The organism is Nocardia iowensis, assembly GCF_019222765.1.
GTDB lineage: Bacteria > Actinomycetota > Actinomycetes > Mycobacteriales > Mycobacteriaceae > Nocardia > Nocardia iowensis.
On record NZ_CP078145.1, the window covers coordinates 569,580 to 596,566 of the forward strand.

General features: G+C 66.9%; 30 protein-coding genes and 1 riboswitch. Of the genes, 21 read left to right on the plus strand and 9 right to left on the minus strand.

All coding sequences use genetic code 11. The features are described from left to right. The first annotated feature begins 29 nt into the window (after positions 1–29). The 14 genes from KV110_RS02690 (at position 30) to KV110_RS02755 (ending at position 14,152) form a co-directional block, all read left to right on the plus strand. The gene (locus tag KV110_RS02690) at positions 30–1,037 is read left to right on the plus strand and encodes a DUF6779 domain-containing protein (RefSeq protein WP_218473010.1); all 1,008 of its coding nucleotides are present in this window, start codon (positions 30–32) and stop codon (positions 1,035–1,037) included. Between the two features lie 199 nt (positions 1,038–1,236). Beyond that, positions 1,237–2,160, plus strand: coding sequence for a Rossmann-like and DUF2520 domain-containing protein (locus KV110_RS02695; RefSeq protein WP_246634670.1), 924 nt, complete (start codon positions 1,237–1,239; stop codon positions 2,158–2,160). Continuing rightward, positions 2,160–3,089, plus strand: a complete 930-nt coding sequence (gene panC / locus KV110_RS02700) for a pantoate--beta-alanine ligase (RefSeq protein WP_218473014.1) — start codon at positions 2,160–2,162, stop codon at positions 3,087–3,089. The genes KV110_RS02695 and panC overlap by 1 nt, the downstream gene beginning before the upstream one ends. 27 nt (positions 3,090–3,116) lie before the next feature. Beyond that, positions 3,117–3,536 carry an aspartate 1-decarboxylase gene (panD, locus tag KV110_RS02705; RefSeq protein ID WP_218473015.1) on the plus strand — a complete coding sequence of 140 codons (420 nt, stop codon included), beginning with the start codon at positions 3,117–3,119 and terminating at the stop codon, positions 3,534–3,536. Between the two features lie 14 nt (positions 3,537–3,550). Beyond that, positions 3,551–4,351: a type III pantothenate kinase gene (locus KV110_RS02710; RefSeq protein WP_218473017.1), complete on the plus strand. Its 801-nt coding sequence runs from the start codon at positions 3,551–3,553 to the stop codon at positions 4,349–4,351. A 153-nt stretch (positions 4,352–4,504) separates the two neighbouring features. Then, entirely contained in the window at positions 4,505–5,122 is a 618-nt protein-coding gene (locus KV110_RS02715; RefSeq protein ID WP_246634322.1) for a cysteine dioxygenase, read from the plus strand. An 11-nt stretch (positions 5,123–5,133) separates the two neighbouring features. Continuing rightward, complete coding sequence (locus KV110_RS02720; RefSeq protein ID WP_218478123.1) at positions 5,134–5,556, plus strand: rhodanese-like domain-containing protein; 423 nt, start codon at positions 5,134–5,136, stop codon at positions 5,554–5,556. Positions 5,557–5,817: 261 nt separating this feature from the next. Continuing rightward, positions 5,818–7,317: a lysine--tRNA ligase gene (lysS, locus tag KV110_RS02725; RefSeq protein WP_218478124.1), complete on the plus strand. Its 1,500-nt coding sequence runs from the start codon at positions 5,818–5,820 to the stop codon at positions 7,315–7,317. 115 nt (positions 7,318–7,432) lie between these two features. Then, a complete protein-coding gene (locus tag KV110_RS02730) occupies positions 7,433–7,792 on the plus strand; it encodes a histone-like nucleoid-structuring protein Lsr2 (RefSeq protein WP_029900677.1) in 360 nt (119 codons plus the stop codon). A 281-nt stretch (positions 7,793–8,073) separates the two neighbouring features. Then, positions 8,074–8,634: an FHA domain-containing protein gene (locus KV110_RS02735; protein ID WP_246634671.1), complete on the plus strand. Its 561-nt coding sequence runs from the start codon at positions 8,074–8,076 to the stop codon at positions 8,632–8,634. A 128-nt stretch (positions 8,635–8,762) separates the two neighbouring features. Then, the gene (locus KV110_RS02740; RefSeq protein ID WP_218473020.1) at positions 8,763–9,359 is read left to right on the plus strand and encodes an anthrone oxygenase family protein; all 597 of its coding nucleotides are present in this window, start codon (positions 8,763–8,765) and stop codon (positions 9,357–9,359) included. A 97-nt stretch (positions 9,360–9,456) separates the two neighbouring features. After that, positions 9,457–10,398, plus strand: a complete 942-nt coding sequence (locus KV110_RS02745; protein WP_218473021.1) for an esterase/lipase family protein — start codon at positions 9,457–9,459, stop codon at positions 10,396–10,398. A gap of 418 nt (positions 10,399–10,816) precedes the next feature. Further along, on the plus strand, positions 10,817–13,372 hold the full coding sequence (locus KV110_RS02750) for an ATP-dependent Clp protease ATP-binding subunit (protein WP_218473023.1): 2,556 nt from the start codon (positions 10,817–10,819) through the stop codon (positions 13,370–13,372). Positions 13,373–13,504: 132 nt separating this feature from the next. Continuing rightward, a complete protein-coding gene (locus tag KV110_RS02755; RefSeq protein WP_218473025.1) occupies positions 13,505–14,152 on the plus strand; it encodes a vWA domain-containing protein in 648 nt (215 codons plus the stop codon). Here KV110_RS02755 and KV110_RS02760 read toward each other — a convergent pair whose 3' ends face one another. Both KV110_RS02760 and KV110_RS02765 read right to left on the minus strand, forming a co-directional pair. After that, the gene (locus tag KV110_RS02760) at positions 14,153–14,815 is read right to left on the minus strand and encodes a response regulator transcription factor (protein ID WP_218473027.1); all 663 of its coding nucleotides are present in this window, start codon (positions 14,813–14,815) and stop codon (positions 14,153–14,155) included. An 88-nt stretch (positions 14,816–14,903) separates the two neighbouring features. Then, positions 14,904–16,361 carry a sensor histidine kinase gene (locus KV110_RS02765; RefSeq protein WP_246634323.1) on the minus strand — a complete coding sequence of 486 codons (1,458 nt, stop codon included), beginning with the start codon at positions 16,359–16,361 and terminating at the stop codon, positions 14,904–14,906. A gap of 161 nt (positions 16,362–16,522) precedes the next feature. Between KV110_RS02765 and KV110_RS02770 the strand changes: the two genes are divergently transcribed. From KV110_RS02770 to KV110_RS02785, 4 genes are all read left to right on the plus strand, one after another. Further along, positions 16,523–17,425 carry an ABC transporter ATP-binding protein gene (locus tag KV110_RS02770; RefSeq protein WP_218473029.1) on the plus strand — a complete coding sequence of 301 codons (903 nt, stop codon included), beginning with the start codon at positions 16,523–16,525 and terminating at the stop codon, positions 17,423–17,425. Beyond that, positions 17,422–18,273: an ABC transporter permease subunit gene (locus tag KV110_RS02775; RefSeq protein WP_218473043.1), complete on the plus strand. Its 852-nt coding sequence runs from the start codon at positions 17,422–17,424 to the stop codon at positions 18,271–18,273. Before KV110_RS02770 ends, KV110_RS02775 begins: the two co-directional genes overlap by 4 nt. Before the next feature lie 81 nt (positions 18,274–18,354). After that, positions 18,355–18,477, plus strand: a complete 123-nt coding sequence (locus KV110_RS02780; protein WP_246634324.1) for an SMR family transporter — start codon at positions 18,355–18,357, stop codon at positions 18,475–18,477. A 254-nt stretch (positions 18,478–18,731) separates the two neighbouring features. Then, positions 18,732–19,172 (plus strand): OsmC family peroxiredoxin, encoded by a 441-nt coding sequence (locus KV110_RS02785; RefSeq protein WP_218473045.1) that lies wholly within the window; start codon positions 18,732–18,734, stop codon positions 19,170–19,172. Positions 19,173–19,244: 72 nt separating this feature from the next. On the opposite strand, the gene KV110_RS02790 is transcribed toward KV110_RS02785, so the two are convergent. The 4 genes from KV110_RS02790 to KV110_RS02805 form a co-directional block, all read right to left on the minus strand. Further along, positions 19,245–19,736 (minus strand): hypothetical protein, encoded by a 492-nt coding sequence (locus KV110_RS02790; RefSeq protein ID WP_218473046.1) that lies wholly within the window; start codon positions 19,734–19,736, stop codon positions 19,245–19,247. A 35-nt stretch (positions 19,737–19,771) separates the two neighbouring features. Then, positions 19,772–20,566 carry a CbtA family protein gene (locus KV110_RS02795; RefSeq protein ID WP_218473048.1) on the minus strand — a complete coding sequence of 265 codons (795 nt, stop codon included), beginning with the start codon at positions 20,564–20,566 and terminating at the stop codon, positions 19,772–19,774. Continuing rightward, positions 20,557–20,751: a CbtB domain-containing protein gene (locus tag KV110_RS02800; RefSeq protein WP_218473050.1), complete on the minus strand. Its 195-nt coding sequence runs from the start codon at positions 20,749–20,751 to the stop codon at positions 20,557–20,559. The genes KV110_RS02795 and KV110_RS02800 overlap by 10 nt, the downstream gene beginning before the upstream one ends. Before the next feature lie 34 nt (positions 20,752–20,785). Further along, positions 20,786–20,950, minus strand: a riboswitch (cobalamin riboswitch). A 70-nt stretch (positions 20,951–21,020) separates the two neighbouring features. Continuing rightward, a complete protein-coding gene (locus KV110_RS02805; protein WP_218473051.1) occupies positions 21,021–21,335 on the minus strand; it encodes an antibiotic biosynthesis monooxygenase family protein in 315 nt (104 codons plus the stop codon). A 111-nt stretch (positions 21,336–21,446) separates the two neighbouring features. Here KV110_RS02805 and KV110_RS02810 point away from each other — a divergent pair, with 111 nt between their 5' ends. Continuing rightward, entirely contained in the window at positions 21,447–22,193 is a 747-nt protein-coding gene (locus KV110_RS02810) for an alpha/beta fold hydrolase (RefSeq protein ID WP_218473053.1), read from the plus strand. Positions 22,194–22,270: 77 nt separating this feature from the next. Here KV110_RS02810 and KV110_RS02815 read toward each other — a convergent pair whose 3' ends face one another. After that, positions 22,271–23,167, minus strand: a complete 897-nt coding sequence (locus KV110_RS02815) for an HhH-GPD family protein (RefSeq protein WP_281427737.1) — start codon at positions 23,165–23,167, stop codon at positions 22,271–22,273. Between the two features lie 90 nt (positions 23,168–23,257). Here KV110_RS02815 and KV110_RS02820 point away from each other — a divergent pair, with 90 nt between their 5' ends. Further along, positions 23,258–23,881, plus strand: a complete 624-nt coding sequence (locus KV110_RS02820) for a carbonic anhydrase (protein ID WP_218473055.1) — start codon at positions 23,258–23,260, stop codon at positions 23,879–23,881. A gap of 122 nt (positions 23,882–24,003) precedes the next feature. Beyond that, positions 24,004–24,693, plus strand: a complete 690-nt coding sequence (locus KV110_RS02825) for a hypothetical protein (protein WP_218473057.1) — start codon at positions 24,004–24,006, stop codon at positions 24,691–24,693. Position 24,694: 1 nt separating this feature from the next. Here KV110_RS02825 and radA read toward each other — a convergent pair whose 3' ends face one another. Then, on the minus strand, positions 24,695–26,107 hold the full coding sequence (gene radA / locus KV110_RS02830) for a DNA repair protein RadA (RefSeq protein ID WP_218473075.1): 1,413 nt from the start codon (positions 26,105–26,107) through the stop codon (positions 24,695–24,697). A 100-nt stretch (positions 26,108–26,207) separates the two neighbouring features. After that, complete coding sequence (locus KV110_RS02835; protein WP_246634325.1) at positions 26,208–26,978, minus strand: hypothetical protein; 771 nt, start codon at positions 26,976–26,978, stop codon at positions 26,208–26,210. Between the last annotated feature and the right edge of the window lie 9 nt (positions 26,979–26,987).

Sequence of the window (26,987 nt, forward strand, 5' to 3'; positions counted from 1 at the left end):
GGCGAGTCGATCAAGCTACCCTGGCTTGCATGGTTTCACCCTCCCGTACCAGCACTTCCCGTCGACGGCGGGACGACGCGGGAAAATTGTTCATCGGCGTATTGATTCTGCTCGGGCTGGTTGCCAGCGTTTTCCTGGTATTCAGCAACAGCTTGCAGTTCGTACGGATCGGTCTGGTCGCTGCCCTGTGGGCGGCGGTCATCGGCGCGTTAGCTGCGACGAGATATCGCAAGGAAGCGACGATCGACAAGGCCAAGGTTCGCGATCTGCAGACGGTCTACGAGTTGCAGCTGGAGCGCGAGGTCACCGCCCGGCGCGAATTCGAGCTCGGGATCGAGGCCCGGGTGCGCGAGGAAGTGGGCGCCGATGCCACCGAGCTGGCCGCGTTGCGCGCCGAACTCACCGTGCTCCGGCAGAGTCTGCAGCGGCTCTTCGACGGCGATCTGCCGATGGATCGGCCCGCGTTGCGCGCCGACGCGACCCGGATTCAAGAGCTGACCAGCGCGGTAGCCGACCCGGCGAATAATAGCTCCGCGAATGCCGGACCCTGGGCCGTCCCGCCGAACCAGCAACCGCGCAGCAGCGTGACCCCGGTGTTCGTCCCCGATCATCCCGAGCCGCCCGCCTTCGCCAGCCCCTTCGACGACCCGGTCACCGCCGAGACCTCAGCGGTTCCCGTCGAACACGACGAAGACGAATTCGAAGTCACCGATGTCGACCTCAGCGACCGCGACGATCGAACGCAGTCCTCGTCGGGTTGGTCCGACGCGTTCACCGAGGGGCCGGTCATTCAACCCGCGCCCGAGCCGACGCCGGCTCCCGCACCGAAGCCCAAGCCCAAGCCCGCCTCGTCCTACCCGTCGACCCGCCCCTCGGCCTGGCCGACGACGGAGTCGCCGACGATCGGTACCGCGAGCTCGCGCAGGCGACGCCGCGCCGAAGCCGATGCCGACTCCGAGGTGCCCGAGCGCAGGCTGTCGGTCGCCGAGATCATGGCCAACCTGCAGTCCGAGGAGAAGAGCCGCGACCGGCGGTGATCGCTATCGGGCCTGGTAAACGGCAAATCGGGCATTGCGGTGTAAATCACTGCCCGGGTCCGTGGCACTGGCAAACATCGGGCCGATATCCTCGATGACGAAACGTCCGGTACCCGCAAGGCGGGACTGGAACGACATCGAGAGGACACTGTTGACCTCGAGAAGCGTGAATCCTGACGACGCGACTTCGGGCTACCCCATATCGAGCGACCAGCACAGCGGTGACCCCGCACCCGCACGCCTGACGGTGGGCATCGTCTCGGCGGGACGTGTCGGCTCGGCACTTGGCGCGGCACTGGAGCGTGCCGGACACGTGGTGTTCGGCGTCGCCGCTATTTCCGATGCCTCGGTGCGGCGCGCGCGCACCCGGTTGCCCGACTCCGAGATCCTGCCGGTCGAGGAGGTAGCGGCCCGCAGTGAGCTGCTGCTGCTCGCCGTGCCCGATACCGAGCTGGCCGGTTTGGCGCGCGGCCTGGCGAGCGCGAAGGTGGTCCGGCCGGGCACCATCGTGGCGCACACCTCCGGAGCCAACGGGGTCGGCGTGCTCGCCCCGCTCGCCGAAAGCGGCGTCCTGCCATTGGCCATTCATCCCGCGATGACCTTCACCGGCCACGACGAGGACATCACCCGACTGAGCAACGCGTGCTTCGGCATCACCGCCGCCGACGAGATCGGCTACGCCATCGGGCAGGCGCTGGTGATCGAGATGGGCGGTGAGCCGGTCCGCGTGCAGGAGCACAATCGCGCGCTCTACCACGCCGCTCTCGCGCACGGCAGCAATCACCTGGTCACGGTGATCGTGGATGCCCTTGCCGCACTACGCGTCGCGCTCGACGGCCCAGGCCTGCTCGGGCAGCAGATCGTCGACGATCAGCCGAACGGGCTGGCCGAGCGGCTGCTCGCCCCGCTCGCGTCGGCCGCGCTGGACAACGCGTTGCGGCGCGGGCAGTCCGCGCTGACCGGTCCGGTGGCGCGCGGCGACGCGGATGCGGTGGCCGCGCACCTGGCCGCACTGGAATCCGTCGACACCCGCTTGGCCGAGGGCTATCGCGCGCTGTCGCTGCGGACCGCCGAACGAGCGGGTACCAATCCCGCTGTCATCGAGCTGCTGAAGGGGCGCTGATGTTCGATCCGAAATTGCGTGGCGCCTATTCACCCGGTGGGTTGACCGTGCATCACGACCCGGCGGTGGTCACCCAGGTGTGCAACGCGCTGCGTAGCGTCGGTCGCACCGTCGCGTTGGTGCCGACCATGGGCGCGCTGCACGAAGGCCACCTGGAAATCGTGCGCCTGGCCAAACGGAACAACCAGGTCGTGGTCGTCTCGATCTTCGTGAATCCGTTGCAGTTCGGTGCCAACGAGGACCTCGACAAATACCCGCGCACCTTGGACGCCGATGTCGCCCTGTTGCGCGAGGAGGGCGTCGGTCTGGTGTTCGCGCCGAGCGTGTCCGACATGTACCCGGACGGCCCGCGCACCACCGTGCACCCGGGCCCGATCGGTGCCGAGCTCGAAGGCGCCAGCCGGCCAACGCATTTCGCGGGCATGCTGACCGTGGTCGCCAAGCTGCTGCAGATCGTGCGGCCGACCGAGGCGTACTTCGGCGAGAAGGACTACCAGCAGCTCACGTTGATCCGGCAAATGGTTCGAGACCTCAACTTCGACGTCAAGATCAAGCCGGTCGCCACCGTGCGGGAACACGACGGGCTCGCCATGTCCTCGCGGAACCGGTTTCTCGATGCGGCACAACGGGAATCGGCGCTCGGCCTGTCCGCAGCGCTGGCCGCGGGCAAGCATGCGGGCGGCCTCGGTCCGGACGCGGTACTCGCCGCCGCCCGGCAGGTGCTCGACGCGGTGCCCGGCATCGACGTCGACTACCTCGAACTGCGCTCCGCCAATCTCGACCCCGCCCCGGCCACCGGCAATGCCCGGCTGCTCGTGGCCGCCAGGGTCGGCCCGACCCGGCTGATCGACAATGTCGCCGTCACCCTCGGCGCACCGATCGACGGCCACCCCAACGTCTCCGCCGCGCGGACCTCCCAGCCTGCCTAGGCCACGAACCAACGAAAGGGCGACGCAATGTTGCGCACCATGATGAAGTCGAAGATCCACCGCGCCACGGTGACCCACGCCGACCTGCACTACGTCGGCTCGGTGACGGTCGACCAGGATCTGCTCGATGCCGCCGATCTGCTGGAAGGCGAGCAGGTCTGCATCGTCGACATCGACAACGGCGCCCGCCTGGAGACCTATGTCATCGCGGGTGAACGCGGGTCCGGCGTGATCGGCATCAACGGTGCCGCCGCCCACCTGGTGCACCCCGGCGATCTGGTCATCCTGATCGCCTATGGCCAGCTGAACGAGCAGGAAATCGCGGAATACGACCCGAAGGTCGTTTTCGTGGACGAGCGCAATCGCCCGGTGGAACTCGGCTCCGATCCCGCGCACGCGCCGGAAGGCTCCGGCCTCACCTCACCGCGCTCGCTGTCGTTCGCCTGAGCACCGAGCCGGACATGCTGCTGACAATCGACGTCCGCAATACCAATATCGTGATCGGTCTTTTCTCGGGCAGCGGCGCGCATTCGAAACTGGTGCGGCACTGGCGGATACACACCAATCCGCTGCTCACCGCCGACGAATTCGCCAGCCAGGTGCGCGGCCTGGTCGGCACGCAGCTCGACCAAGTGATCGGAGTTTCCGCACTGTCCACGGTGCCGCCGGTGCTGCGTGAACTGCGGACGATGTTGAACCAGTATTGGGGTCACGTGCCGCATGTACTGGTGGAGCCCGGGGTCCGCACCGGCATTCCGCTGCTGGTGGATAACCCGAAAGAGGTGGGCGCCGACCGGATCGTGAACTGCCTGGCCGCCTATCAGCATTATTCGTCCGCGGCGATCGTTGTCGATTTCGCCACCGCGATCTGCGTCGACCTGGTCTCGGCGAAAGGTGAGTTCCTCGGCGGAGTCATCGCGCCCGGCGTGGAAATTTCGATGGAAGCCCTGGTGGAGCGCAGTGCGCTGCGCCGAGCCGAACTGACCAGGCCACGCTCGGTGCTCGGGAAGAACAGCATGGAATGCATGCAGTCCGGCGCGGTTTTCGGTTTCGCCGGGATGGTGGACGGGCTGATCGACCGGATTCGCGACGAGTTCGAGGCGTTTGCCGGCGACGATGTCGCGGTGGTCGCCACCGGACCGAGCGCGGCGCTGATCGTCCCGGAATCGGAGACCATCGACGACCACGACCCGTACCTCACCTTGACCGGTTTGCGCCTCGTATACGAGCGAAACCAACGCCGCAAGGGAGTGGGCGCGTGAGGTATGCCATTTGCACTGTGCGTCGGCGCTGATACACTCACCGCTGTGAATTCTCGCGTGCGCACCCAGGAGTGTTGTCGAGGCTGACCTGGCCTCGACCGATCGAGGCTGACCACCGCCCTCGACCGTTCACATACTCCTGGAGATTCGCTCATGCGTTCTTCCGTTCTTTCCCTCTCTTCCGCACGTGACGCTTTTTCGGCAACCCCGCCGCTGGAACGCGCCGTGGCTTCCGCATTGCCGACCCGCCTGCGTCCCGCCGATTTACTGCGATTGACCGACGAGGGCGCCGAAGACGTACTGGCCGGGCGGTATGACCACCTCCTTCCCTCGAATGGCGTCTGGCCCGCCGACGAACGCTGGGCGGCGCGGCTGCTCACCGATGACGAAGTCGATGTCTGGCTGATCAGTTGGACACCGGGGAAATCCACCGAACTGCACGACCACGCCGGCTCGCTCGGCGCATTGACCGTGCTCAGCGGCGCCCTCTCGGAATTCCGTTGGAACGGAAGCGAACTGCGCCGCCGCACGCTCGCCGCGGGTGATCAGGCGTCGTTCCCGATCGGCTGGGTGCACGACGTGATGCGGGCCCCGGCCCAGTCCGTGGCGAGTACCGAACCGGCCTTCGATCCCGCACTGCTCGAACCCACGCTCAGCGTGCATGCCTATTCCCCGCCGCTCACCGCCATGTCCTATTACGAGGTCACCGGCCACGGCACCCTGCGGCGCACCCGAACCGTTCTCACCGACCAGCCCGAAGGTGATATGTAATGAGCGAACGTTTGACCATCGATCAGATGCTCGAGAACGCGCGCGCCCAGCTGAAGCGGATCTATGCCTTCGAATTGCCGGAGGCGCTCGCCAGGGGCGCGATTCTGGTGGACATTCGGCCGCAGGCGCAGCGCGTGCGGGAAGGCGCGTTGCCGGGTGCCCTGGTGATCGAGCGGAATGTGCTGGAATGGCGGCTCGACCCGACCAGTTCCGCGCGCTTGGCACTGGCCACCGATCACGACGTGGAATGGATCGTCGCCTGCTCCGAGGGCTATACCTCCAGCCTGGCGGCAGCCGCGTTGCAGCAACTCGGGCTGCACCGGGCGACCGATCTCGTCGGGGGCTTCCACGCATTGAAGGCGGCGGGTCTACTGCACATCGGAATCCGGGCGCCGCACTTCGCCCGCGAGGTCGACGCGCTCGCCTCGCTGTAATTTCCGGTATCGCTTCCATCTCGAAACATAAGGTCGCACAAGCGGTTTCGTGTGCGGGTCGGCCGGTGCCCGCTATTTCCGGGGATACCGCACCGCGCAAATCCGGCACCTGGCAGCGCCGGGAACCGAGACCGATTCGTTACTCCGTGAACTAGCCCGGGCGGCCCGCAAAACGATTTCCGGTGCACGCTAGGGTTGTTGGATGTGAGCACCAGCAACACTCCCTCGTCCAGCGATCCTGCATCGGATTCGCGGCCTGCCGTGGCGTCCGACGCCGACGACGCCCCGGAGCAGATACGGATTCGTAAGGAGAAGCGGGAGCGGTTGCTCGCCGACGGCGGTGACGCGTATCCCGTGGTCGTGCCGCGCACGCATACCCTTGCCGAAATTCGCGCCGCATATCCCGATCTCGCAGCCGACACCCAGACCGGGCTGCAGGCGGGTGTCGCTGGTCGCGTCATATTCATGCGTAATACCGGCAAGCTGTGTTTCGCGACGCTGCAGGAGGGTGACGGCACCAAGCTGCAGGCGATGATCAGCCTGAACGGCGTGGGCGCCGACGCGCTCGCGGCCTGGAAGGCCGATGTCGACCTCGGTGACTTCGTTTTCGTGCACGGCGAGGTGATCTCGTCGCGGACCGGCGAATTGAGCGTCATGGCCGATTCCTGGTTCATGGCGGCCAAGTCGCTGCGACCGCTGCCGGTGGCGCACAAGGAGATGAACGAGGAGTCGCGGGTCCGGCAGCGCTATGTCGATCTGATCGTGCGCCCTGAAGCCAGGGAAATGGCACGGACCAGGATCGCGGTGGTGCGCGCGCTGCGCAATGCGCTGGAACGCCGCGGTTTCCTCGAGGTGGAGACGCCGATGCTGCAGACTCTGCACGGCGGCGCGGCGGCCCGGCCGTTCGTCACCCATTCCAATGCGCTCGATATGGATCTCTACCTGCGTATCGCGCCCGAGCTGTTCCTGAAGCGCTGCGTGGTCGGCGGGCTGGAGCAGGTCTTCGAGATCAACCGCAACTTCCGCAACGAGGGCTCGGACTCCACCCATTCGCCCGAGTTCGCGATGCTCGAAACGTATGAGGCGTACGGCACCTACGACGACTCAGCGCGGATGACCCGGGAATTGGTGCAGGAAGTAGCCCAGGAGGTGTTCGGAACCCAGGTGGTGACGCTCGCCGACGGCACAGAATACGACCTGCGCGGCGAGTGGGCGACCGTCGAGATGTACCCGTCGCTCTCCGACGCCCTCGGCGTCTCCGTGACACCGGAAACTTCGATCGCCGAATTGCGCGAGCTCGCCGATCGGGTCGGTCTGGAAATTCCCGAGGACAAGGGCTATGGCCACGGCAAACTCGTCGAGGAACTGTGGGAACACCAGTACGGCGACAAGCTCTACGCACCGACTTTTGTTCGTGACTTCCCGGTGGAGACCTCACCGCTCACCCGGCAGCATCGGAGCAAGGCGGGGGTCACCGAGAAGTGGGACCTCTATGTCCGTGGCTTCGAGTTGGCTACTGGCTATTCGGAGTTGATCGATCCGGTGATCCAGCGCGAGCGGTTCGTGGATCAAGCGCGACTGGCCGCGCAAGGTGACGACGAGGCGATGGCGCTGGACGAGGACTTCCTTGCCGCGATGGAGCACGGTATGCCGCCGACCACCGGTACCGGTATGGGAATCGATCGTCTGTTGATGGCGTTGACGGGTCTCGGAATCCGGGAAACAATACTGTTCCCAATTGTGCGACCGGTCACTCGCTGACTGGTTGATTGCTAAATCTCCGCCCCGTCTTGGAAATTTTGGAATTCGAGGTATTCTTGCCTCGGGTAATCGGCCTAGTATGCGGGTCGCACGATTTCGAGAGGACGTTCATCTCATGGCAAAGAAGGTCACCGTTAGCCTGATCGACGATGTCGATGGGGAGTCCATCGCGGACGAGACCATCGAGTTTGCGATCGACGGTGTGTCGTACGAGATCGACCTGTCGTCGGCAAATGCGGCGAAGCTGCGCGACGGGCTGGAAGAGTGGGTTTCGAGCGCGCGTCGGGTGAGTGGCCGGCGCCGGGTCAAGGCCGCCGCGACCGCGACGGGTGCCCCGAAGAGTCGGGTCTCGATCGACCGGGAACAAAGTGCAGCAATTCGCGAGTGGGCACGTCGGAATGGACACAAGGTGTCCGCGCGGGGTCGTATCTCCGCCGACATCACCGACGCGTACAACAAGGCCGCGAAGGGTTAGTTTCATATTTTTCGCCCGCCGCCCCCGCGAATCGTGCGACGCAGGGGCGGCGGTTTTGTCTTTCTCCGGGGGCCCATAGGCGCTGGATATAACTGTTCGGCACGATGACACGCTGCCCGATGTGGCGCGCGGATCGATCTTGCTCGTGGTTCCAGGACGCGGCACCATGGAAACGTGCGATGGTCACTGGCGGTATGGAGAGACGAGGTATCGGCGCAGTGACTGGATTCGTCGGATCTTTCTTGCGTTTCCAGGATGACACGGGTCGTCAGCAGGAGTTCATGCTCACCGCCGAGCGCGAACGGGTGACGATCGGGCGCTCGCCGCAGGCCGACCTCGCCCTGCCATGGGACGCGGAGGTGTCCCGGCTGCACGCGGCGATCGAGTATCTCGGTGCGCAGTGGACCATCGTGGACGACGGGCTTTCGCGCAACGGCACTTTCGTCAACGGCGACCGCTTGGTCGGCAGGCGCAGGCTGATCGCGGGTGACGTCATCCGGGTCGGCACCTCGCGGGTGTCCTTCCACGATTTCGGCGGTGTCGCCGACGACATCACCCGCACCTCCACCGGTTCGATCCCAACATTGCGGCAGCTCACCGAAACTCAGCGCTCGGTGCTGATCGCGCTGTGCCGCCCGTACAAGAACGGTGCGGCCTTCGCCACGCCCGCCTCCAATCAGCAGATCGCCGAGGAACTGTTCCTGAGCGTCGATGCGATCAAGACGCACCTGCGTGCGCTGTTCGCCAAGTTCGGGGTGGAGGACCTGCCGCAGAACGCGAAGCGGGTCCGGCTCGCCTTCCTGGCGATTCAAAGCGGACTCATCTCCGACCGGGATTTGTGACGCTCCGGTAGACGATCGCTTAGCCGGCCGAGTGTCTCGGCCATGGAGAGCCGTGCCGAAACCGGCTTGACTGATATCCACGAACCGGAGCGATGAGGGCTCCGGTCGGGTTTCCCTCAGGAGGAAATATGACCGCCGCACGTCTCATCGCCCTGGTCCTGGCCACGCTGGCCACCGGGCTGATCGCGGGCCTGTTCTACGGCTACGCGAACTCGGTGATGCCGGCGCTGAATCGCACCGACGACCGCACCATGATCGACGTGATGCAGAAGATCAACGTGGTCATCATCAACCCGGTGTTCATGATCGGATTCCTCGGCACCGTCGGCTTTTCCATCCTCGCGGCGGCTTTGCACCTGGGCAAGGACCAGCGCAGCACGCTGATCTGGATCGGCATTGCCTTGGCGATCAATGTGATCGCGTTCGCGGTCACCTCCGGCCTGAACGTGCCGTTGAACAATCAGCTGGCGGCCGCGGGTGATCCGTCGCGGATCGCCGACCTTGCTGCCGTGCGCGCCGATTTCGAAGCCGTCTGGGTGCGCTGGAACATCGTCCGGGCGGTGCTGCACACGCTGGCCTTCCTGGTGCTGTGCGGCGCGCTGTTCGTCGCCGGTACGCAGCACGGCAAGGCGAATGCCGCCGGTGCGGCCACCCCCGATCAGTATGTGGCGCAGGGCCATCCGGGACAGTTCCCCGGTCAGCCGGGTGTCGCGGTCTACCGCTAGCGCTGGCACCAACCGCCACAAGCGATTTCGCGACTCGCCCCCGCCTGGGACACCCCTGCGGTAGTTTCTGGAACACGTTCCAGATTTGGAGGCTACCGTGCGGCGTGTTCCAGGCTTTTCGTTTCTCGTCCTCGTACTGGCCGCGCTATGGACCGCCGCGGCAGGTCCGGCGCAAGCGCAGCAGTACCCGGTCGACTACAACTTCTTCGCGGGCATCCCCAACGAGCTGACGAATCCGGGCGGCTCGCTGCCCGGCGCCAACGATTGGTCGTGCCGTCCGAGCGACGCCCATCCCAACCCGGTGGTGCTCGCGCACGGCACCGGCGGTGGAGCACAGACGAATTGGGGCGTATACGCGCCGCTGCTGGCCAATCAGGGCTACTGCGTGTACTCGATGACCTACGGCGCCTACGACCTGCCATGGCCGATCTCCGCCATCGGCGGCATGCTGCCGATGGAGCAGAGCGCACCCCAGTTCGCCGCGTTCGTGGACCGGGCGCTCGCCGCGACCGGCGCGCGGCGGGTCGACATCGTCGGTCACTCCCAGGGCAACTTCATCGGCAACTATTTCGTCAAGCGGCTCGGCGGCGCGGACAAAGTGGACAAACTCGTCGCCATCGCCCCACCCTGGCTCGGTTCGAACGTCGCGGGCGCAGCCCAGATAGCGGCCTTCAGTCAGCGCCTCGGCGCTGGCCCCGCCTTCGACGCCCTGGTCGGCTCCCTGTGCCAAGCCTGCCGCCAGGTCGTCGAGGGCTCCGACTTCCTGCGGGCACTGAACGCCGACGGCGTCTATCACCCGTCCGTCACCTACACCAACATCGCCACCCGCCTCGACGAGCTCGTCGTCCCCTACACCGCAGGCCTGGTCCCAGGCCCGAACGTCACGAACATCGTGGTCCAAGACACATGCGCCCAGGACTTCTCCGAGCACGCAGGCATCGCAGGCAGCCCCCGCGCCGCCGCCTACGTCCTCAACGCCCTCGACCCAACCCACCCACGCGAAGCCCCATGCGTGTTTGTCGCCCCCTTCACCGGGTAGGACCCCTGTCCGAGAGCTACTGACCAACCGACCACCACGCGCGAGTCTTACGAGCGCCGTTCGCGGCCCGTCTCGCTTCCGAGTGGCCGAAGCGCATGCGCCGCAGGCGCGAGTCTCGGCCGCTCGGAAGCGAGACTTCCAGGGGCCGCGAACCCGCCGCGCCCGCGCGGCAAAAAATTCAGCTCAGGGCTAAACGGTATTCGGAAACGAATCCTGCAACGCTCACGTTATGAGTGAATGACCGTGCTGACGCTGGTCGCCAATAGGGTGGACTGGCGGCGGCAGTATCCCCCGCCAACTAGAGTGGAGGCGGGGGCCACGACCCCCGGGCTTCATGGCAGGCTGACGCCCACGGTTGTAACACAGCACACTGCGGCGTCTGTTGCCAGAATGTCGGAAGCAGGAGAGTGAGGGAGCGATGTTCGAGAGGTTCACCGACCGCGCGAGGCGTGTCGTTGTCCTGGCCCAGGAAGAGGCCCGGATGCTCAACCACAACTACATCGGCACCGAGCACATCCTGCTGGGGCTGATCCATGAGGGTGAGGGTGTCGCGGCCAAGTCGCTGGAATCGCTCGGCATTTCGCTGGAGGGCGTGCGCAGCCAGGTGGAGGAGATCATCGGTCAGGGCCAGCAGGCTCCGTCCGGTCACATCCCGTTCACCCCGCGGGCCAAAAAAGTCTTGGAGCTGAGTCTGCGCGAAGCGTTGCAACTCGGCCACAATTACATCGGCACCGAGCACATTCTGCTCGGTCTCATCCGCGAGGGTGAGGGTGTCGCCGCGCAGGTGCTCGTCAAGCTGGGCGCCGACCTCAACCGGGTGCGCCAGCAGGTTATCCAGCTGTTGTCCGGGTATCAGGGCAAGGAGCCGGTCGAGTCCGGCTCGCGCGGTGAGGCGGGCACGCCGTCCACTTCGCTGGTGCTCGACCAGTTCGGCCGCAATCTGACCCAGGCCGCGCTCGAGGGCAAGCTCGACCCGGTCATCGGCCGCTCGAAGGAAATCGAGCGGGTCATGCAGGTGCTGAGCCGCCGTACCAAGAACAATCCGGTGCTGATCGGCGAGCCCGGTGTCGGTAAGACCGCGGTCGTGGAGGGCCTGGCGCAGGCCATCGTCAACGGCGAGGTCCCCGAGACGCTGAAGGACAAGCAGCTGTACACCCTCGACCTGGGTTCCCTGGTCGCGGGCAGCCGCTACCGCGGTGACTTCGAAGAGCGCCTGAAGAAGGTGCTCAAGGAGATCAACACCCGCGGCGACATCATCCTGTTCATCGACGAGCTGCACACGCTCGTCGGGGCGGGTGCCGCCGAGGGCGCGATCGACGCCGCGTCCATCCTGAAGCCGAAGCTGGCCCGTGGCGAGCTGCAGACCATCGGCGCGACCACACTCGACGAGTACCGCAAGTACATCGAGAAGGACGCCGCGCTGGAGCGCCGGTTCCAGCCGGTGCAGGTCGGCGAGCCGACGGTCGAGCACACCATCAACATCCTCAAGGGTCTGCGTGACCGCTACGAGGCACACCACCGGGTTTCCATCACCGATGGCGCGCTGGTGGCCGCGGCGACCCTGGCCGACCGCTACATCAACGACCGGTTCCTGCCGGACAAGGCGATCGACCTGATCGACGAGGCCGGTGCGCGGATGCGCATCCGTCGCATGACCGCCCCGCCGGACCTGCGCGAATTCGACGACAAGATCGCCGATGCGCGCCGGGAGAAGGAAAGCGCGATCGACGCGCAGGACTTCGAGAAGGCCGCACGGCTGCGCGACAAGGAAAAGCAGCTGGTCGCCAAGCGCGCCGAGCGGGAGAAGCAGTGGCGCTCCGGTGATCTCGACGTGGTTGCCGAGGTCGACGACGAGCAGATCGCGGAGGTGCTGGCCAACTGGACCGGCATCCCCGTCTTCAAGCTCACCGAGGAGGAGACCACCCGTCTGCTCCGCATGGAGGACGAGCTGCACAAGCGGATCATCGGCCAGGAGGATGCCGTCAAGGCCGTCTCCAAGGCGATCCGCCGCACTCGGGCCGGCCTGAAGGATCCGAAGCGTCCGTCCGGTTCGTTCATCTTCGCCGGTCCGTCCGGCGTCGGTAAGACCGAGCTGGCCAAGTCGCTGGCGAACTTCCTGTTCGGCGACGACGACGCGCTCATCCAGATCGACATGGGCGAGTTCCACGACCGCTTCACCGCATCGCGGCTGTTCGGTGCCCCTCCCGGGTACGTCGGCTACGAAGAGGGCGGTCAGCTCACCGAGAAGGTGCGCCGCAAGCCGTTCTCCGTGGTGCTGTTCGACGAGATCGAGAAGGCCCACCAGGAGATCTACAACACCCTGTTGCAGGTGCTGGAGGACGGTCGGCTCACCGACGGCCAGGGTCGGACCGTGGACTTCAAGAACACGGTGCTGATCTTCACCTCGAACCTCGGTACGTCGGACATCTCCAAGGCGGTCGGCCTGGGCTTCACCCAGTCCAACATCCAGGGCTCGAACTACGAGCGGATGAAGCTCAAGGTCAACGACGAGCTGAAGAAGCACTTCCGGCCCGAGTTCCTCAACCGTATCGACGACGTCATCGTCTTCCACCAGCTCACGACCGATCAGATCGTGCAGATGGTGGACCTGATGATCGGCCGCGTCGGTGTCCAGTTGAAGAACAAGGACATGTCGATGGAGCTGTCCGAGCAGGGCAAGGCACTGCTGGCCAAGCGTGGCTTCGACCCCGTGCTCGGGGCCAGGCCGCTGCGCAGGACCATCCAGCGCGAGATCGAGGACCAGCTGTCGGAGAAGATCCTCTTCGGCGAGATCGGCCCCGGTCAGACCGTCTTCGTCGATGTCGAAGGCTGGGACGGCGAGGGCTCCGGCGAGGACGCCAAGTTCACCTTCACCGGTAAGACGAAGCTGACCAAGGCGGACTCGACCGAGGACAAGCCCGAGGTCGTGCTGACCGGTGCCGCTGAAGGCACCGCGGAAGCGTCCGGCGAGTAAGAGCAACACGTGGAAGGCCCGCTCCCTTTGGGGGCGGGCCTTTCTCGTTGTTCAGCGCATGGGCAGTTCGCGCGGTACGCCCCGCACGGGGGTACGTTGGATGGGGTTCACCGAGCCGACCCGGGGGTGCGCATGACGAATCCGGACCTGACCCTGATCGCGGTACTACTCGACCGATCCGGGTCGATGCAGTCGATCAAATCCGACACCGAGGGCGGGTTCAGCGCCTTCATCGAAGAGCAGCGCAAAGTGCCGAAGATGATCGAGGTGACGCTGGCGCAGTTCGATACCGAATACGAATGCCTCTACTCGAACCGGCCGATCGCACAGGTACCGCCGCTCGACCTGCAGCCGCGCGGCATGACCGCGCTATACGACGCCGTGGGCAGGCTGGTCACCGACGTCGGCGCGGAACTGGCGAAACGGCCCGAACACGAACGGCCGAGCACGGTCATCGTCGTCGTGCTCACCGACGGTCACGAGAATTCCAGCAAGGAATGGTCGCATACCGCGGTGAAATCGCTGATCACCCAGCAGCAGGACGTCTACAGCTGGAACTTCCTGTTCCTCGGCGCCAACATGGACGCGGTCGCGATCGGCACCGAAATGGGCTTCGACCCGCGCAACTCGATCACGTATGCCGCTGCGCCGCAGGGTGTTTCGGGCGTATTCCGGGCCGCCTCGGCGAGCTCGGCCCGGCTGCAAGCCGCACCGCCGGGGTCGGCGCGCAGCGGATTCACCGATGCGGAACGCGAACAGTCGAATCCCGGTAGCGCGTAATCACTGCCAGCCCGGCCGCACCAAGCCGGATTCATAGGCCATCACGACCAATTGGGTGCGGTCGCGGGCGCCGAGTTTCATCAGAATGCGACTGACATGGGTGCGGGCGGTGGCTGGGCTCATGAACAACCGCTCGCCGATTTCGGCGTTCGTCAGCCCCTCGGCGACCAGCACCATCACCTCGCGCTCGCGTTCGGTGAGTTCGGAAAGTGTCGCGGGCGGCGGAGTTTTGGCGTGGGCGGAGAATTCCGCGATCAGCCTGCGGGTGACGCTGGGGGACAGCAGCGCGTCACCGGCCGCGACCACCCGGACGGCCCGCACCAGATCGGCCGGTTCGGTGTGCTTCACCAGGAAGCCCGTCGCGCCGGAACGCATTGCCTCGAAGACGTACTCGTCGAGCTCGAAGGTGGTCAGCACGACCACCTTCACCTCGGCGAGCTTGGCATCCTCGGCGATCATCCTGGTGGCGGCGAGCCCGTCCAGGATCGGCATCCTGATGTCCATCAGCACCACGTCCGGGACGAGGCTGCGGGTCATCCGCACGGCCTGCTCGCCATTGTCCGCCTCGCCGACCACCTCGATGCCGTCCTGCGCCGCCAGCAGCGCGACGAAACCGGCGCGCACCAGCGCCTGATCGTCGGCCACCAGGACTCGGATACTCACGACTCCACCCCGCTGACGCTCGGCTCCGTCGTGCGCATCGGCGTGCGGTGTTTTCGGTTCACTCCCTGACGGTCGCTCACGGCATCTCCTACTGCGTTACCGGGCCGGGCGCGCTGGACTGGTGCGCCGCCTTGTCGTCCGGCCGGATCGGCCGCACGTTGTCCGGCCGGACCGCATCGTCGGAACGAGTCGGCGGCAACGGCTTTCGTTCGCTCGGCGCCATCGGGCGCAATGGCAGTCGGGCCGCGACCCGGAACCCGCCGCTCGGGCGGGGACCAGCGGTGAGTGCGCCGCCGAGGGCATGTGTCCGCTCCCGCATACCGATGATCCCATTGCCCCCGCTCGTCCCCGACCGCGCCGCCTGCGCGGTCGGGCGGGCGTTGTCAACGGTGAGATCCACTGATTGCGCCGTGTATCGCACGGTCACCGAGGCTTCCGCGCCCGGTGCGTGCCGCACGACGTTGGTCAGTGCTTCCTGGATGATCCGCGCGGCGGCCACGTCGATCACGCTGGGCAGCTGCTCGGGTTCGCCGATTACCTTGGTCTGCACCGTCAATCCGGCCGCGCGGGCCCGCTGGAGGAGGTTGTCCAGATCCGCGATGCTCGGCGCGGGAGTCCGCGGTGCCGCCGGACGCGGGACGGCCTCGGCGGATTCGGCGCCGGCACTGGCAGATTGCTCGTCTTCCGCGGAAACACGCTCGGTGCCTGCTGAATTGCGAGTACCCCAGCCGCGCGGACGACGGCGACTCGGCGCGCTCGGCTCGTCGGTGAATTCTGCTGCCGAGGCGTCGGATTCGCCTGCGACGGTGCCTCCGGTGCGGATCGAGTGCAGCAGCGTGTGCACCTCCGCGAGCGCGTCCCGGCTGGCCGTCTTGATCGCGTCCAGCGCGGTGGCGGCCTGCTCCGGCTTCCGGTCGAACAGTTCGAGCGCCACCGACGATTGCACATTGATCAGCGAAAGGCTGTGCGCCAGTACATCGTGCAGCTCGCGGGCGATGGCGAGGCGCTCCTCGCTGGCCCGCCGCTCCCGCTGCGCCTCCTCGTCGCGGCGCGCGGCCTCGGCCCGCTGCCTACGCGCCACCAGCACGGCCTTGCGCTGCCGAATGCCCTCCGCCACGCACAGCAGCACGACGAGCCAGGCCATCAGCGCGAAGATCTTCCACACATCGGCGCCGCGTCCGAGTAGTTCGGGCAGCGGCCAGACCAGCGCCGAATAACCGAGCGGCACAAGTGGGTAAGTCCACCAGCGCGATCCGGTGCTTGCGGCGGTAAGGAAGGCGATGATCAGCGAGAAGAAGATCGGCCCGTATCCGTAGCCGAGCGCCAGATACGCGGCACAGGCACCGAGCGCGACAAGCAGCACCGGCACCGGCTTGGCCCGCCGCCAGATCAGGGCAACCGGACCGGCGAGTAGTAGCAGGTAACCGAGGACGTCGAGCGAATTCTCACCCGTCCTCATGTTCGCGAACGTGCCACCGACGATCTGGAGCGCGGCCACGACAAGCGCCACGCCCCAGTCCCATCCCAGCGAGCCCCGACTCGTCATTGCTGCCCTCACCCACAGCAGCCTATTCGGCTTCACCGCAGATCCGCGTCCGCCTCGCTACGTATTACTCAGGTAACCCACTCGCGTATGCCGGAGTACGTACACCGAACGTCGCTGCGCGACGGATGTGGCCGATGTGGTCCGCAGCGGATTCTCGATGCATGACAGATTTGATCGTGGTCACCCGAGGGTTGACCAAACGCTACGGCGAACACACCGCCGTCGACCGCGTGAGCATGAGTGTCGCCGCCGGGGAGATCTACGGGTTCCTCGGTCCGAACGGGGCGGGTAAGACGACCACGCTACGCATGCTGGTCGGGCTCATCCGGCCGAGCGAGGGCATGGCGTTGGTGGCCGGGCACGCGCCGGGCGACCCGGTGGTGGTGCGCCGGATCGGGGTTCTCATCGAGGGACCGGGGTTCTATCCATACCTCTCCGGCCGGGACAACCTGCGGGTGCTCGCGAAATATCGCGGCATCGGCCGCACCGACGTGGAGGACGCGTTGGACCGGGTCGGGCTGGCCAACCGGGCCGACGACAAGTTCCGCACCTACTCGCTCGGCATGAAGCAGCGGCTCGGGGTCGGCGCCGCCCTGCTCGGCCGGCCCGACCTGCTGATCCTGGACGAGCCGACGAACGGCCTCGACCCGCAGGGCATGGCCGAAATGCGGGAGCTGATCACCACTCTCGCCGCGGACGGGCACACGGTGCTGCTGTCCAGCCACATGCTCAGCGAGGTGCAGGAGATCTGCGATCGGGTCGGGGTGATCTCGCAGGGCAAGCTGCTGGTCGAGTCGACCGTCGCGGAATTGCGCGGCGGCTCTTCGATTTTGCTGCGCGCCGAACCGTTGGAGGTGGCGTTCCCGGCGGTGCGGGGAGTGGTCGGTGAGCGTGCCGCGATGCTGACCTCCAGCGGCATCCGGATCGAGGCCGGTACCGGCACCGCACCCGCTGTCGCGCGGGCGGTCGTCGAGGCGGGGGCAGCTCTGCTCGAACTGCGGATCGACGAAAAGTCCCTGGAAGAAGTGTTTTTCGAAATGACTCAGCTGGAAGTGGCGAAATGACCGTGAAAGACATGGTGGCGAGCACGAAAGCGGAGGCGCTTCGGCTGCGTAAGTGGCCCGCCTTCTGGATAATCCTGGGAACCTGGATTCTGCTGAATCTCACGTTCTCCTACCTGTTCAACTATCTCGCCTACACCTCGGGCGAGTCGGGTCGGATGTCGAACGGCCTGCCGAAAGACACGCTGCTGCAGCAGATGCTGCCCGCGGCGGTGCCGGAGGTGTTCACCCAGGGCATGGCCATGTTCGGTGGCGCGCTGATGCTGGTGCTCGGCGCGCTGACCACCGGCAGCGGCTACGGCTGGGGCACTTGGAAAGCCGTGTTCACGCAAGGTCCGTCACGGATCAGTGCGGTCGGTGGGGTGGTGGTGAGCTTGGTTGTCGTGGTGGTCGCGCTGGTTCTTGCCGCGTTCGTGGTGGATATCGGCGTGGCATCGCTGATCGGGGCGACGCAGTCGCAATCGCTCGCGCTGCCGTCGCTGCGTCAGTCGGTGCTCGGGATCCTCACCGGCACGGTAATTCTGGGCATGTGGACGCTGGCGGGTGCGCTGATCGGCGCGGTCGCACGCGGTCCGGCGCTCGCCGTCGGCCTCGGCCTGGTGTGGGTGCTGGTGGTGGAAAATCTGCTGCGTGGCGTCGCGGCGATCTTTTCGCCGATCACGGTCATCACCGATCATCTGCCCGGCACGGCCGCCGGGTCGATGGCCGGGGCGATGCGGACGGTCGGGGCCGGGGCGCCCGGCGTGCTCGATATCCTGTCGCGCACCGAGGCGCTGATCGTGCTCGGGACCTACATCGTGCTCTTCGTGGTTGGCACGGCGTGGTTGATGCGCAGGCGTGATCTGATCTGAGTTGTGAACGCGAAAGCCGTTGGCGGGCAACCTGCCAACGGCTTTCGCGGTGTTCGATGAAGGGGCGTCTCAATCGAGACTATGCAGACGCTGCCGGTCGGCACGGCGTACGCGGTATTCACCGGGATCGGTGCGGTCGGTGCCATCGGCCTCGGCATCGTGGTCAACAAGGACCCGCTCAGCGCGGGCGGGTGCTCGCGCTAGCACTGATCGTCGGCGGCATCGTGAGGGCCCGGGTCACCAATCCGGAATGACGTCATTGCCCAATGCGCAAAGGCAACAGCCTATTTCGAGCCCACCTGGGTGACGCGCGGGGCACCGGCAACCCATTTGGGGGTTGCCCGCCCGGCCGCCAAGGTTGCTATGACGGCACTCGAGTCCGACCCGAAGACGCGCGCTGCCCGACTGGCTAGGCTCGGTGCTGCATCGTGACATTGCTCATCAGCGAAAGGACCGTAATGCCTACTCGTACCGCGCGTACTGCTTGGACCGGCACTCTGCAGGAGGGCTCGGGACAGGTCGAGCTGGCCAGTTCCGGCGTCGGCAAGTACGACGTGTCGTTTCCGAAGCGTTCCGCCGAGGAGGCCAACGGCACCACCAGCCCGGAGGAGCTCATCGCGGCGGCGCACTCGTCCTGCTACGCGATGGCCCTCTCGGCGCAGCTCGGCAACGCCGGCGGCACCCCGGAGAGCCTGGACGTCACCGCCGACGTGACCCTCGGCCCCGACCCGGCGGGCGGCTTCCGGATCACCGACATCAAGCTGACCGTGCGCGGCCGGGTCCCCGGCGTCGACGCCGACGCCTTCGCCGCCGCGGCCGAGGCCGCCAAGGCGGGCTGCCCGGTCAGCAAGGCCCTCGCCGGAGTCGACCAGATCACCCTCGACGCGGCTCTCGCGTAGCGCCGGAACCGTCCAGTTCTCGGCTGGATCTTTGATGCCCGGTCTCTCGTTCAGCGCGCGAGGGGCCGGGCATTACCGCTGGCGAAAGTAGCGGCGGGCAGCGGGGTGGTACATCGCCGGGATGGCGATCAGCACCGCGACGATGTGGATCGTCCGGAACAGTCCGATCACCGCGGATTCGGCGGTGAGGCCGGTGAAGAGGTCGCCGAACTTGTCGGCGGACAGCAGTGCCGCCAACGGTTCGATGATCAGAGACAGCAGGCCGAGCACGCCGATGCCGAAGGTGAGCAGGATGCGGGCCCAGCGCGCGCCGTGCGTCATCCGGATGGCGACGAAGAGCACAACCAGGTAGATGCCGAGCCGCATGGCGAGCCCGGTGCTCAGCCCGGCGATGTCGGCCTCCGCGCGTTCCAGCATCGCGGCCGCCCGCACGATTGCCTCGCCGACCCCGGCGAGCAGCGCGACGACGAGGCCGACGAAGGCGACGTGGACGGCGCGCGGCGGCGTACGCGCAGCGCCGGAACGAAGCGGTGCGGGCCAGACGGAAAAGGCAGTGTCGGTCATGCCACCGACACTGCCCTTCGTCTTCCGGACGCGGATCAGCCCGCGGTAGCGATCGACTCTCGTACCGGAGTATCAGTGCGCGTGGCGAATTCGGTGAGCGCGGCGAAGCCGAGGGCCAGGCAGGCCCACAGCGTCGCGGTCTCGGCCAGCGACGACACCCGGAACTCCCACAGCAGACTGGCGGGGAAGTCCGCCTTCACCTCGTTCACGCCGGGCAACAGGATGTAGCCCACCGTGGTGACGAGGACGAACGCGGCGATCCCGGCGATCAGTCGCAGCATGCTCAGCTGAGCGCGCAACAGCTTGTAGACGTACACGCCCGCACCGACGGCCGCGAGGCCGAGCAGCACCGCCGCGACCCACAGCAGGGTGCGTTCATTGATCGTGTCCGGATCACCGACCGCGGGCGGGTTAGCTGGATATTTGAAGAACGGCACCGCGACGATCGCCGCCCAGCCGCCGATTCCGAGGGCCAGCGCGAGCTTCGGCCCGGACAGCGTGGTGTAGCGCCGCGCGAAGTGCGCGATTGAGGCGTAGATCGCGCCGAGCGCAAGGCCAGCGAGACCGAGCGCGAGGAACTGGCCCGCCTTCTGGCCGGTCCTGCTGACCAGTGGTTCTTCCTCGTCGCCGTGCGAATGTCCGCCTGTCGCCTCCGGTTCCGCGCCGTGCGGATGATCCGCGGGAGCGGAACCGGCTTCCTCGATGGCGATGGCGGCATCGACCTTCGGTTCGCCGATGAAGTAGCCGACTGTCGCGGCGAGCAGACCCGCTATGAGGCCTGCCAGGAGTCCGCGGAGTAGGAGGGTTTTCAGTGAACCGATCAGTGGCACGGGAGCCCCAGCAGGTGGCGTCCGTCGTGCATCAGCTCGTGCATGTACATCCCGCTGCGCGAGATGGCGCCCTGATCGAAGCCGACCAGGTACAGCGTGAGCAGTGCGAGAAGAACGACACCTACCGTGACCAGCACAGTGGCGAGTGAATCGGTTGCCCGGCTCGGCGAATGCGCGATAGCCATGCGAGTCCTCCTGAGGGGATGCGCGTCCCCGTCGAATGGTGGGCGCGAAGGTGCCGGTGTCTGGCTGTCCGGCACCCACGAACTCGATGCATGGAACACAGTGGCGCGACCGCTCCGGAATCACACCGGATTACCGCATCACCCTCGCGTTTTGTCCTTCGAACTGTGACACCTGGAGGCACCTGCCGTCAACATGACCAGCGGGTATCGCGTCCCGGCGTCGGGCGAGTCGCCGACGCGGATGAACTTCCTGGCTGGCGTCGGTTTCGTCAGTCCGCAGACTTCGCGGTCACGTCGAGGACGACCTCGAATTCCAGCAGCGACGCGCCCGTCGAGACCGGCTTCTGCCGCTCACCCGCGTGTGCCTCGCGCGCGGGCCCGTCCCGCCACGCGGCGAACGCTTCTTCCGAATCCCACTGGGTGACAACGAAGTACCGCTTCTCACCGGCGACCGGCCGGAGCAACTGGAAGCCGAGGAACCCCGGCGAACCCTCGACAGCGTGCGCACTGTGGGCGAACCGCTTTTCCAATTCGGGGCCAGCGCCCTCGGGAACCTCGATCGCGTTGATCTTCACAACAGCCATGGGCTCGACAATACGGCGCTCGGGCGACCGCGGAGCGCGAGGCCGTCGAGCACCGTGCGAGATCGAGGGGGCCGCGAACACGGCGCGCGGCGGCGCGGCACAATCAACACGGTGTTGCACGACGAAGGCGGAGCGGGAGTGCCGATCCTGCTGCTGCACGGACTGATGGGCAGTGCCCGGACCTGGCACGATCAGCTGGCCTGGCTGCGTGGGTACGGCCACATCTACACGTTCGACGCCGCCGGGCACGGCAGACCGGCGCCGGACGAGTTGACCACCGAGGCATTTGTTGCCGACCTGGCCGCCGCGACCGCGGGCATCACCGAACCCATGGTGGTGATCGGGCATTCGATGGGCGCGCTGCACGGCTGGGTGTTCGCCGCGACCCATCCCGATCGGGTGCGCGCGCTGGTGGTCGAGGACATCGCCCCGGATTTCACCGGCCGCACGGCGGCGAACTGGGCGGCGATGATCGAGGCGTGGCCGCAACCGTTTCCGGACGCGGACGCCGTGCTCGACTTTTTCGGTCCGGTCGCCGGTCGGTACTTCCTCAACTCGTTCGAGCACGGTCCGGATGGTTACCGGCTACACGGCTCGGTCGCGACGTTCCGCGACATCTCGGAGGAGTGGGGGAGTCGCGACTTCTGGCCACAGTGGCATGCCGTCCGGGTACCCGCGCTGCTGCTCGAAGGTGAACACACCATCACCCCGCCCGGTCAGATGCGCCGGATGGCCGAAACGCATCCCGACGCCGAGCACGTACTCGTCTCGGGCGCAGCACATCTCGTGCACGACGACCAACCCGAGCGCTACCGCGCCGAGGTCGAGCGCTTCCTCCGCCGCGTGCTCAACCCCTAGCCGCTTTTGCCCTCGCGCGCACCAGATCTCAGATGATCCCGTCCGCGGAAAGCCGAAAAGCTTTGCGGCTCTTCGGGTCAGAGCGCGGTGCCGCCCTCGCCTGCGAGGGCGAAGAGTCCGTCGACGGTCTGCTCGATCAGGCCGTCGACGAGTAGCGAGTCGAGGGCGCGGGCGCGCTGGCCGGGGTCGCGCGGCCAGGCGAGGTCGAGGCGAACTCGCTCGACGGGACCGGTCGCGCCGCGCAGGACGTCGAGCAGGCGGCCGCGAGCTTGGCGGTCGGTGCCCTCGTATTTCTGCGTGCGGCGCACCACCTCGGAGACCGGGCGGCCCGCGGTGACCCACGCGCAGCTCGGCAGCGGGCAGCGGGAACAGTCCGGCGTACGGGCGGTGCATACCGTCGCACCCAGTTCCATCAGCGCGGCGGAAAACACCGCGGCCCGGTCGATCTGTTGCGGCAGTAGAGCTTCCGTCTCCGGCAGATCGCGTGCCGACGGGTTGCCCGCCTCCGCCCGCCCGTGCACGGCGCGGGCGACCACGCGGCGAACATTGGTGTCGACCACCGGAACCCGTTGCCCGTAGGCGAAACACGCCACCGCCCGCGCCGTGTACGCCCCGATGCCGGGCAGACTCAGCAGCACATCGACATCGGTGGGCACCTCATCGCCGTGCTCGGCGGCGAGCACCCGCGCGCACTCGTGCAACCGCAGCGCGCGACGCGGATAGCCGAGCTTGCCCCACGCGCGCAACACCTCGGCCTGCGACGACGCCGCCATCGCCGACGGCACCGGCCAGCGCGCCACCCACTCCCGCCAGATCGGCTCGACCCGGACCACCGGCGTCTGCTGCAGCATGATCTCGCTCATCAGGATCTGCCACGCGCTGACTCCGGGGCGGCGCCACGGCAGGTCGCGCGCGGTCTCCTGATACCAGTCGAGCAACACGTCGGCGTCGACGCTGTTCGGTGCTTTCCTCACTGTTCCTGTCCTACTGCTGCCGGTTGAGATTTGCCGAGCTGTAACCATGCGAACTCGCTGGTAACGCAGGCGTTGTGCACAATGGTCGGTATGCGAGCTTCCAACCCGATCAGTGCCTGGAAATCTTTGCGGGAAGGCAACGAGCGCTTCGTCAACGGCACGCTGCTGCATCCTAGCCAGGGCGCCGTCGACCGAGCCAAGCTTGTCGGTGGCCAGGAACCGTCCGCGATCCTGTTCGGCTGCGGTGACTCTCGGGTCGCCGCCGAGTTGATTTTCGACCAAGGTCTCGGCGACATGTTCGTGGTACGCACCGCCGGCCACGTGGTCGACAGCTCGGTACTCGGTTCGATCGAGTACGGCGTGCAGGTGCTCGACGTCCCGCTCATCGTGGTGCTCGGGCACGACAGCTGCGGCGCGGTGAAGGCCACCATCGACGCGCTGGACGGCGGGGAAGTGCCCGGCGGCTTCATTCGCAGCGTGGTCGAGCGGGTCACGCCGTCCATTCTGATCGGCCGCAGGGAGGGTCTGTCCACCGTGGACGATTTGGAGGCCAGGCACGTGGTGGAGACGAGCAGGCTGCTCATGCAGCGGTCGATGATCATCTCGCAGCGCGTCGCGACCGGTGATTGCGCGATCGCCTGTGTCACATACAAGCTCGCCGATGGCAGGGTGAAGTTGCAGCGTGTCGTCGGCAACATCGGCGAGCTGGCCTGAACCGGGGTCGTCGGAGTTTCCCCAGCGTGCGGGCCGGAATTTACTCGCCACAATCGCGTATTCCGGTCCGACACGCCGGGAGCATGAGTCGTTGCGCCCGATCGTGCCCTTACCGTTGAGGCGTGCTGGAACCGAATGGACCGCTGCCACCGGAGATCTATTGGCGTCGTCGCGCATTGGCGTTCGGCGCCCTGGTCGTGGCGCTGGCGCTGGTCGTCTGGCTGGTGCTGACGGTCTCCCGCGGCGGTGACTCGCCCGGTGACTCCAAGCCCGTCGCGGCCGGTGCGTCGTCCACGACGACGAGCAAGGCCGCCGAGGTCTCGACGGCGAAGGCCGCGGGTACCAGCGAATCCAGCACGCAGGCCCCGTCGAGCAGCGCCACATCGACCTCGGCCGAACCGGTCGCGGCGGCGGGGCAGTGTCCCGATCAGTCGCTGGCTATCAAGATCAGTGTGGACCAGCCGACCTATCGGGTCGGCGAACAGCCGAACTTCCGGATCGTCATCACCAATATCTCCAGCGTGCAGTGCCAGCGGGATATGAACCTGGCGCAGATCCAGGCCTCGGTGTTGTCGTTGGACGGCCAGCGCAAGTTCTGGACGAGTTCGGATTGCTCGCCCGTCGACGAGTCGAACGCGCGCAACCTGAAACCCGGTGAGCAGGCGTTGTTCACGGTGCGCTGGTCGGGCACGACCTCGCAGCAGGGCTGTGTCGGCGAGCGGGTGCCCGTTCCCGCTGGCGCCTATCAGGTCACGGCTCAGTTCGGCTCCCTGCACAGCTCGCCCGAACCGTTCAACCTGACACCCGCCTGAGCTAGAAATCCGGTGCCACTTCCTTCGCCTCCTTCGGCACCCGGCGTTTTCTCGTGCCGGAGATCCGGATGGCCGACCGGACGTCGGCGACCTCGTGGATCTTCATGCCGCCACGTTTGAGCGGTGCGTAACCGGGCGGCACCAACGCGGTGGTGAAGCCGAGGCGTTCGGCCTCCGCCAGCCTGCGTTCGAGTCCGGTGACCTTGCGTACCTCACCGGCCAAGCCGACCTCGCCGAGGATCACCCAGCCCGCCGGAATCGCCACCTCGGAGTTGGCGCTGGCGATGGCGAGGGTGATGGCCAGGTCGGCGGCGGGCTCCAGCAGCCGCATGCCGCCGACCGTCGCGGCGTACACGTCGGACTTGCCGAGGAACACCTTGCCTCGGCTCTGCAGCACGGCGAGCACCATTGCCACCCGGTTGTAGTCGAGGCCGCTGACCGCGCGGCGCGGGTTCGGAATCTCGGTTTCCACCGTCAGGCCCTGCACCTCGGCGACGAGCGGCCGTTTGCCGTCCATCGCCACGGTGACCGCCGTGCCTGGCACCGAATCGGTGCGGTGGTGCAGGAACAGCCCGGACGGGTCGTCGACGCAGGCGATGCCGTCCTCGTGCAGCTCGAAACAGCCGACCTCGTCGGCGCTGCCGAACCGGTTCTTGATGCCGCGCACCATGCGCAGCGCCGAGTTCTTGTCGCCCTCGAACTGCAACACCACGTCGACGAGATGTTCCAGCGTGCGCGGGCCCGCCACATTGCCGTCCTTGGTGACGTGCCCGACCAGCAGCACGGCGATGCCGCTCGCCTTGGCCAGCGAGGTCAGCGCGGAGGTCACCGCGCGCACCTGGGTGACGCCGCCGATCACGCCGTCCACCTCGGGCGCGAGCATGGTCTGTACGGAGTCGACCACCAGTAGCGTCGGCCGCACCTGCTCGACATGCCCGAGCACGATCGAGAGATCGGATTCGGCGGCGAGATACACCCGCTCGTGCACCGCGCCGGTGCGGTCGGCGCGCAGCCGCACCTGTCCGGCCGATTCCTCCGCCGTGACATACAGCGATTTCGCCGCGTTTTGCCGGGCCCACCGGTGGGCGACCTCGAGCAGCAGGGTCGACTTGCCGACACCGGGCTCGCCGGACAGCAGCACCACCGAGCCGGGGACCACACCGCCGCCGAGCACCCGGTCCAGTTCACTGACCCCGGTCGGCTGCGCCCTGGTGATCTGGGAATCGATGGTGGAGATGGGGGCGGCGGCGGTGCTCGGCAGCATCGCGCGCCGGGCGGGAGCGCCCGCACCCGTCGCGGCGACGGCCACCTCGTCGACGGTGCCCCACGCCCCGCAGTCGGGGCACTTGCCTACCCACTTGGCGACCTCGTGCGTGCAGGCGGAGCACCGGAAGATCGACCTGGTCTTTGCCACACGCGCACCTTACGTACCGCATCCGACAAACACCGCCGCCAACGCGAACGGCTGCCGCACCGTCGGGTGCGGCAGCCGTTTTCGTAAGGGGGCTAGACGATCAGTGTCCGCCCTTGTGCTCGACCTCGGCCGCGCCGGACTTGTCGGACTCGTGCCGCTCGGCGGCGAGGCCCGCGTCGACCGGCACCTGAACCTGAACGGTGCCGTTCTGCTTGAAGTTGAATGCCACGGTGTAGGTGAGACCGGGGGTGATGTCCTTGGCCAGGTCGGTGATCTCGATCAGGATCGGATTGGCCGCCGGGTCGTCGGAGGGTGCGGGCTCGGCGGCGTGATCGCCGGTGCCGTGTGCGTCGGGGGCCGCGGACGGGGACGGCTTGACGGAGGTCGGCGATGCCGCCGAGGTCGGAGCTGCTGCGGAGGTCGGGGCTGCTGCCGAGGTCGGAGCCGCGCCGTGCGAATCATCCGCGGACGCGTCGTGCTTGACCGGCTTGGCCGCGGCGACCACGGTCTGCTGTGGTGCCAGCTGCACGGCGGACTTACCGGCCGCCGGGATGATCTTCACGGTGCCCAGGTCGGTGGTGATGCTGTTCAGCTCGTCGGGGAGCGACGGGCTGTTGTTGATGATCGACAGCGCGATCAGCGCCTTGCCACCCTTGGTGTTGTTGTATTCGCTGCCCTGGTGCGGGTAGACGATGTGCACATTGCGTAGCGCGATCTTGCCGACATCGGCGTGATTGCCGTTGATCGCGGCCACCTGGTCCGCGGTCTGCGAGATCTGGCCCGAGCTACAGCCGGTCAGTGCGATCGCCGCTCCGGCGGCGAGTGCGGCAACCGGCACCATGCGACGGCGCGCCCTCTTCAAGGCGGTCACAGCTTTCAG

What these genes read in the sequence shown, in the direction of transcription:
- KV110_RS02690 (WP_218473010.1), top strand. Translation starts at nt 30, where the DNA reads ATGGTTTCACCCTCCCGTACCAGCACTTCCCGTCGACGGCGGGACGAC.
- panC (WP_218473014.1), top strand. Translation starts at nt 2,160, where the DNA reads ATGTTCGATCCGAAATTGCGTGGCGCCTATTCACCCGGTGGGTTGACC.
- panD (WP_218473015.1), top strand. Translation starts at nt 3,117, where the DNA reads ATGTTGCGCACCATGATGAAGTCGAAGATCCACCGCGCCACGGTGACC.
- KV110_RS02710 (WP_218473017.1), top strand. Translation starts at nt 3,551, where the DNA reads ATGCTGCTGACAATCGACGTCCGCAATACCAATATCGTGATCGGTCTT.
- KV110_RS02715 (WP_246634322.1), top strand. Translation starts at nt 4,505, where the DNA reads ATGCGTTCTTCCGTTCTTTCCCTCTCTTCCGCACGTGACGCTTTTTCG.
- KV110_RS02730 (WP_029900677.1), top strand. Translation starts at nt 7,433, where the DNA reads ATGGCAAAGAAGGTCACCGTTAGCCTGATCGACGATGTCGATGGGGAG.
- KV110_RS02735 (WP_246634671.1), top strand. Translation starts at nt 8,074, where the DNA reads ATGCTCACCGCCGAGCGCGAACGGGTGACGATCGGGCGCTCGCCGCAG.
- KV110_RS02740 (WP_218473020.1), top strand. Translation starts at nt 8,763, where the DNA reads ATGACCGCCGCACGTCTCATCGCCCTGGTCCTGGCCACGCTGGCCACC.
- KV110_RS02750 (WP_218473023.1), top strand. Translation starts at nt 10,817, where the DNA reads ATGTTCGAGAGGTTCACCGACCGCGCGAGGCGTGTCGTTGTCCTGGCC.
- KV110_RS02755 (WP_218473025.1), top strand. Translation starts at nt 13,505, where the DNA reads ATGACGAATCCGGACCTGACCCTGATCGCGGTACTACTCGACCGATCC.
- KV110_RS02765 (WP_246634323.1), bottom strand. Translation starts at nt 16,361, where the DNA reads ATGACGAGTCGGGGCTCGCTGGGATGGGACTGGGGCGTGGCGCTTGTC.
- KV110_RS02770 (WP_218473029.1), top strand. Translation starts at nt 16,523, where the DNA reads ATGACAGATTTGATCGTGGTCACCCGAGGGTTGACCAAACGCTACGGC.
- KV110_RS02775 (WP_218473043.1), top strand. Translation starts at nt 17,422, where the DNA reads ATGACCGTGAAAGACATGGTGGCGAGCACGAAAGCGGAGGCGCTTCGG.
- KV110_RS02780 (WP_246634324.1), top strand. Translation starts at nt 18,355, where the DNA reads ATGCAGACGCTGCCGGTCGGCACGGCGTACGCGGTATTCACCGGGATC.
- KV110_RS02785 (WP_218473045.1), top strand. Translation starts at nt 18,732, where the DNA reads ATGCCTACTCGTACCGCGCGTACTGCTTGGACCGGCACTCTGCAGGAG.
- KV110_RS02790 (WP_218473046.1), bottom strand. Translation starts at nt 19,736, where the DNA reads ATGACCGACACTGCCTTTTCCGTCTGGCCCGCACCGCTTCGTTCCGGC.
- KV110_RS02800 (WP_218473050.1), bottom strand. Translation starts at nt 20,751, where the DNA reads ATGGCTATCGCGCATTCGCCGAGCCGGGCAACCGATTCACTCGCCACT.
- KV110_RS02805 (WP_218473051.1), bottom strand. Translation starts at nt 21,335, where the DNA reads ATGGCTGTTGTGAAGATCAACGCGATCGAGGTTCCCGAGGGCGCTGGC.
- KV110_RS02820 (WP_218473055.1), top strand. Translation starts at nt 23,258, where the DNA reads ATGCGAGCTTCCAACCCGATCAGTGCCTGGAAATCTTTGCGGGAAGGC.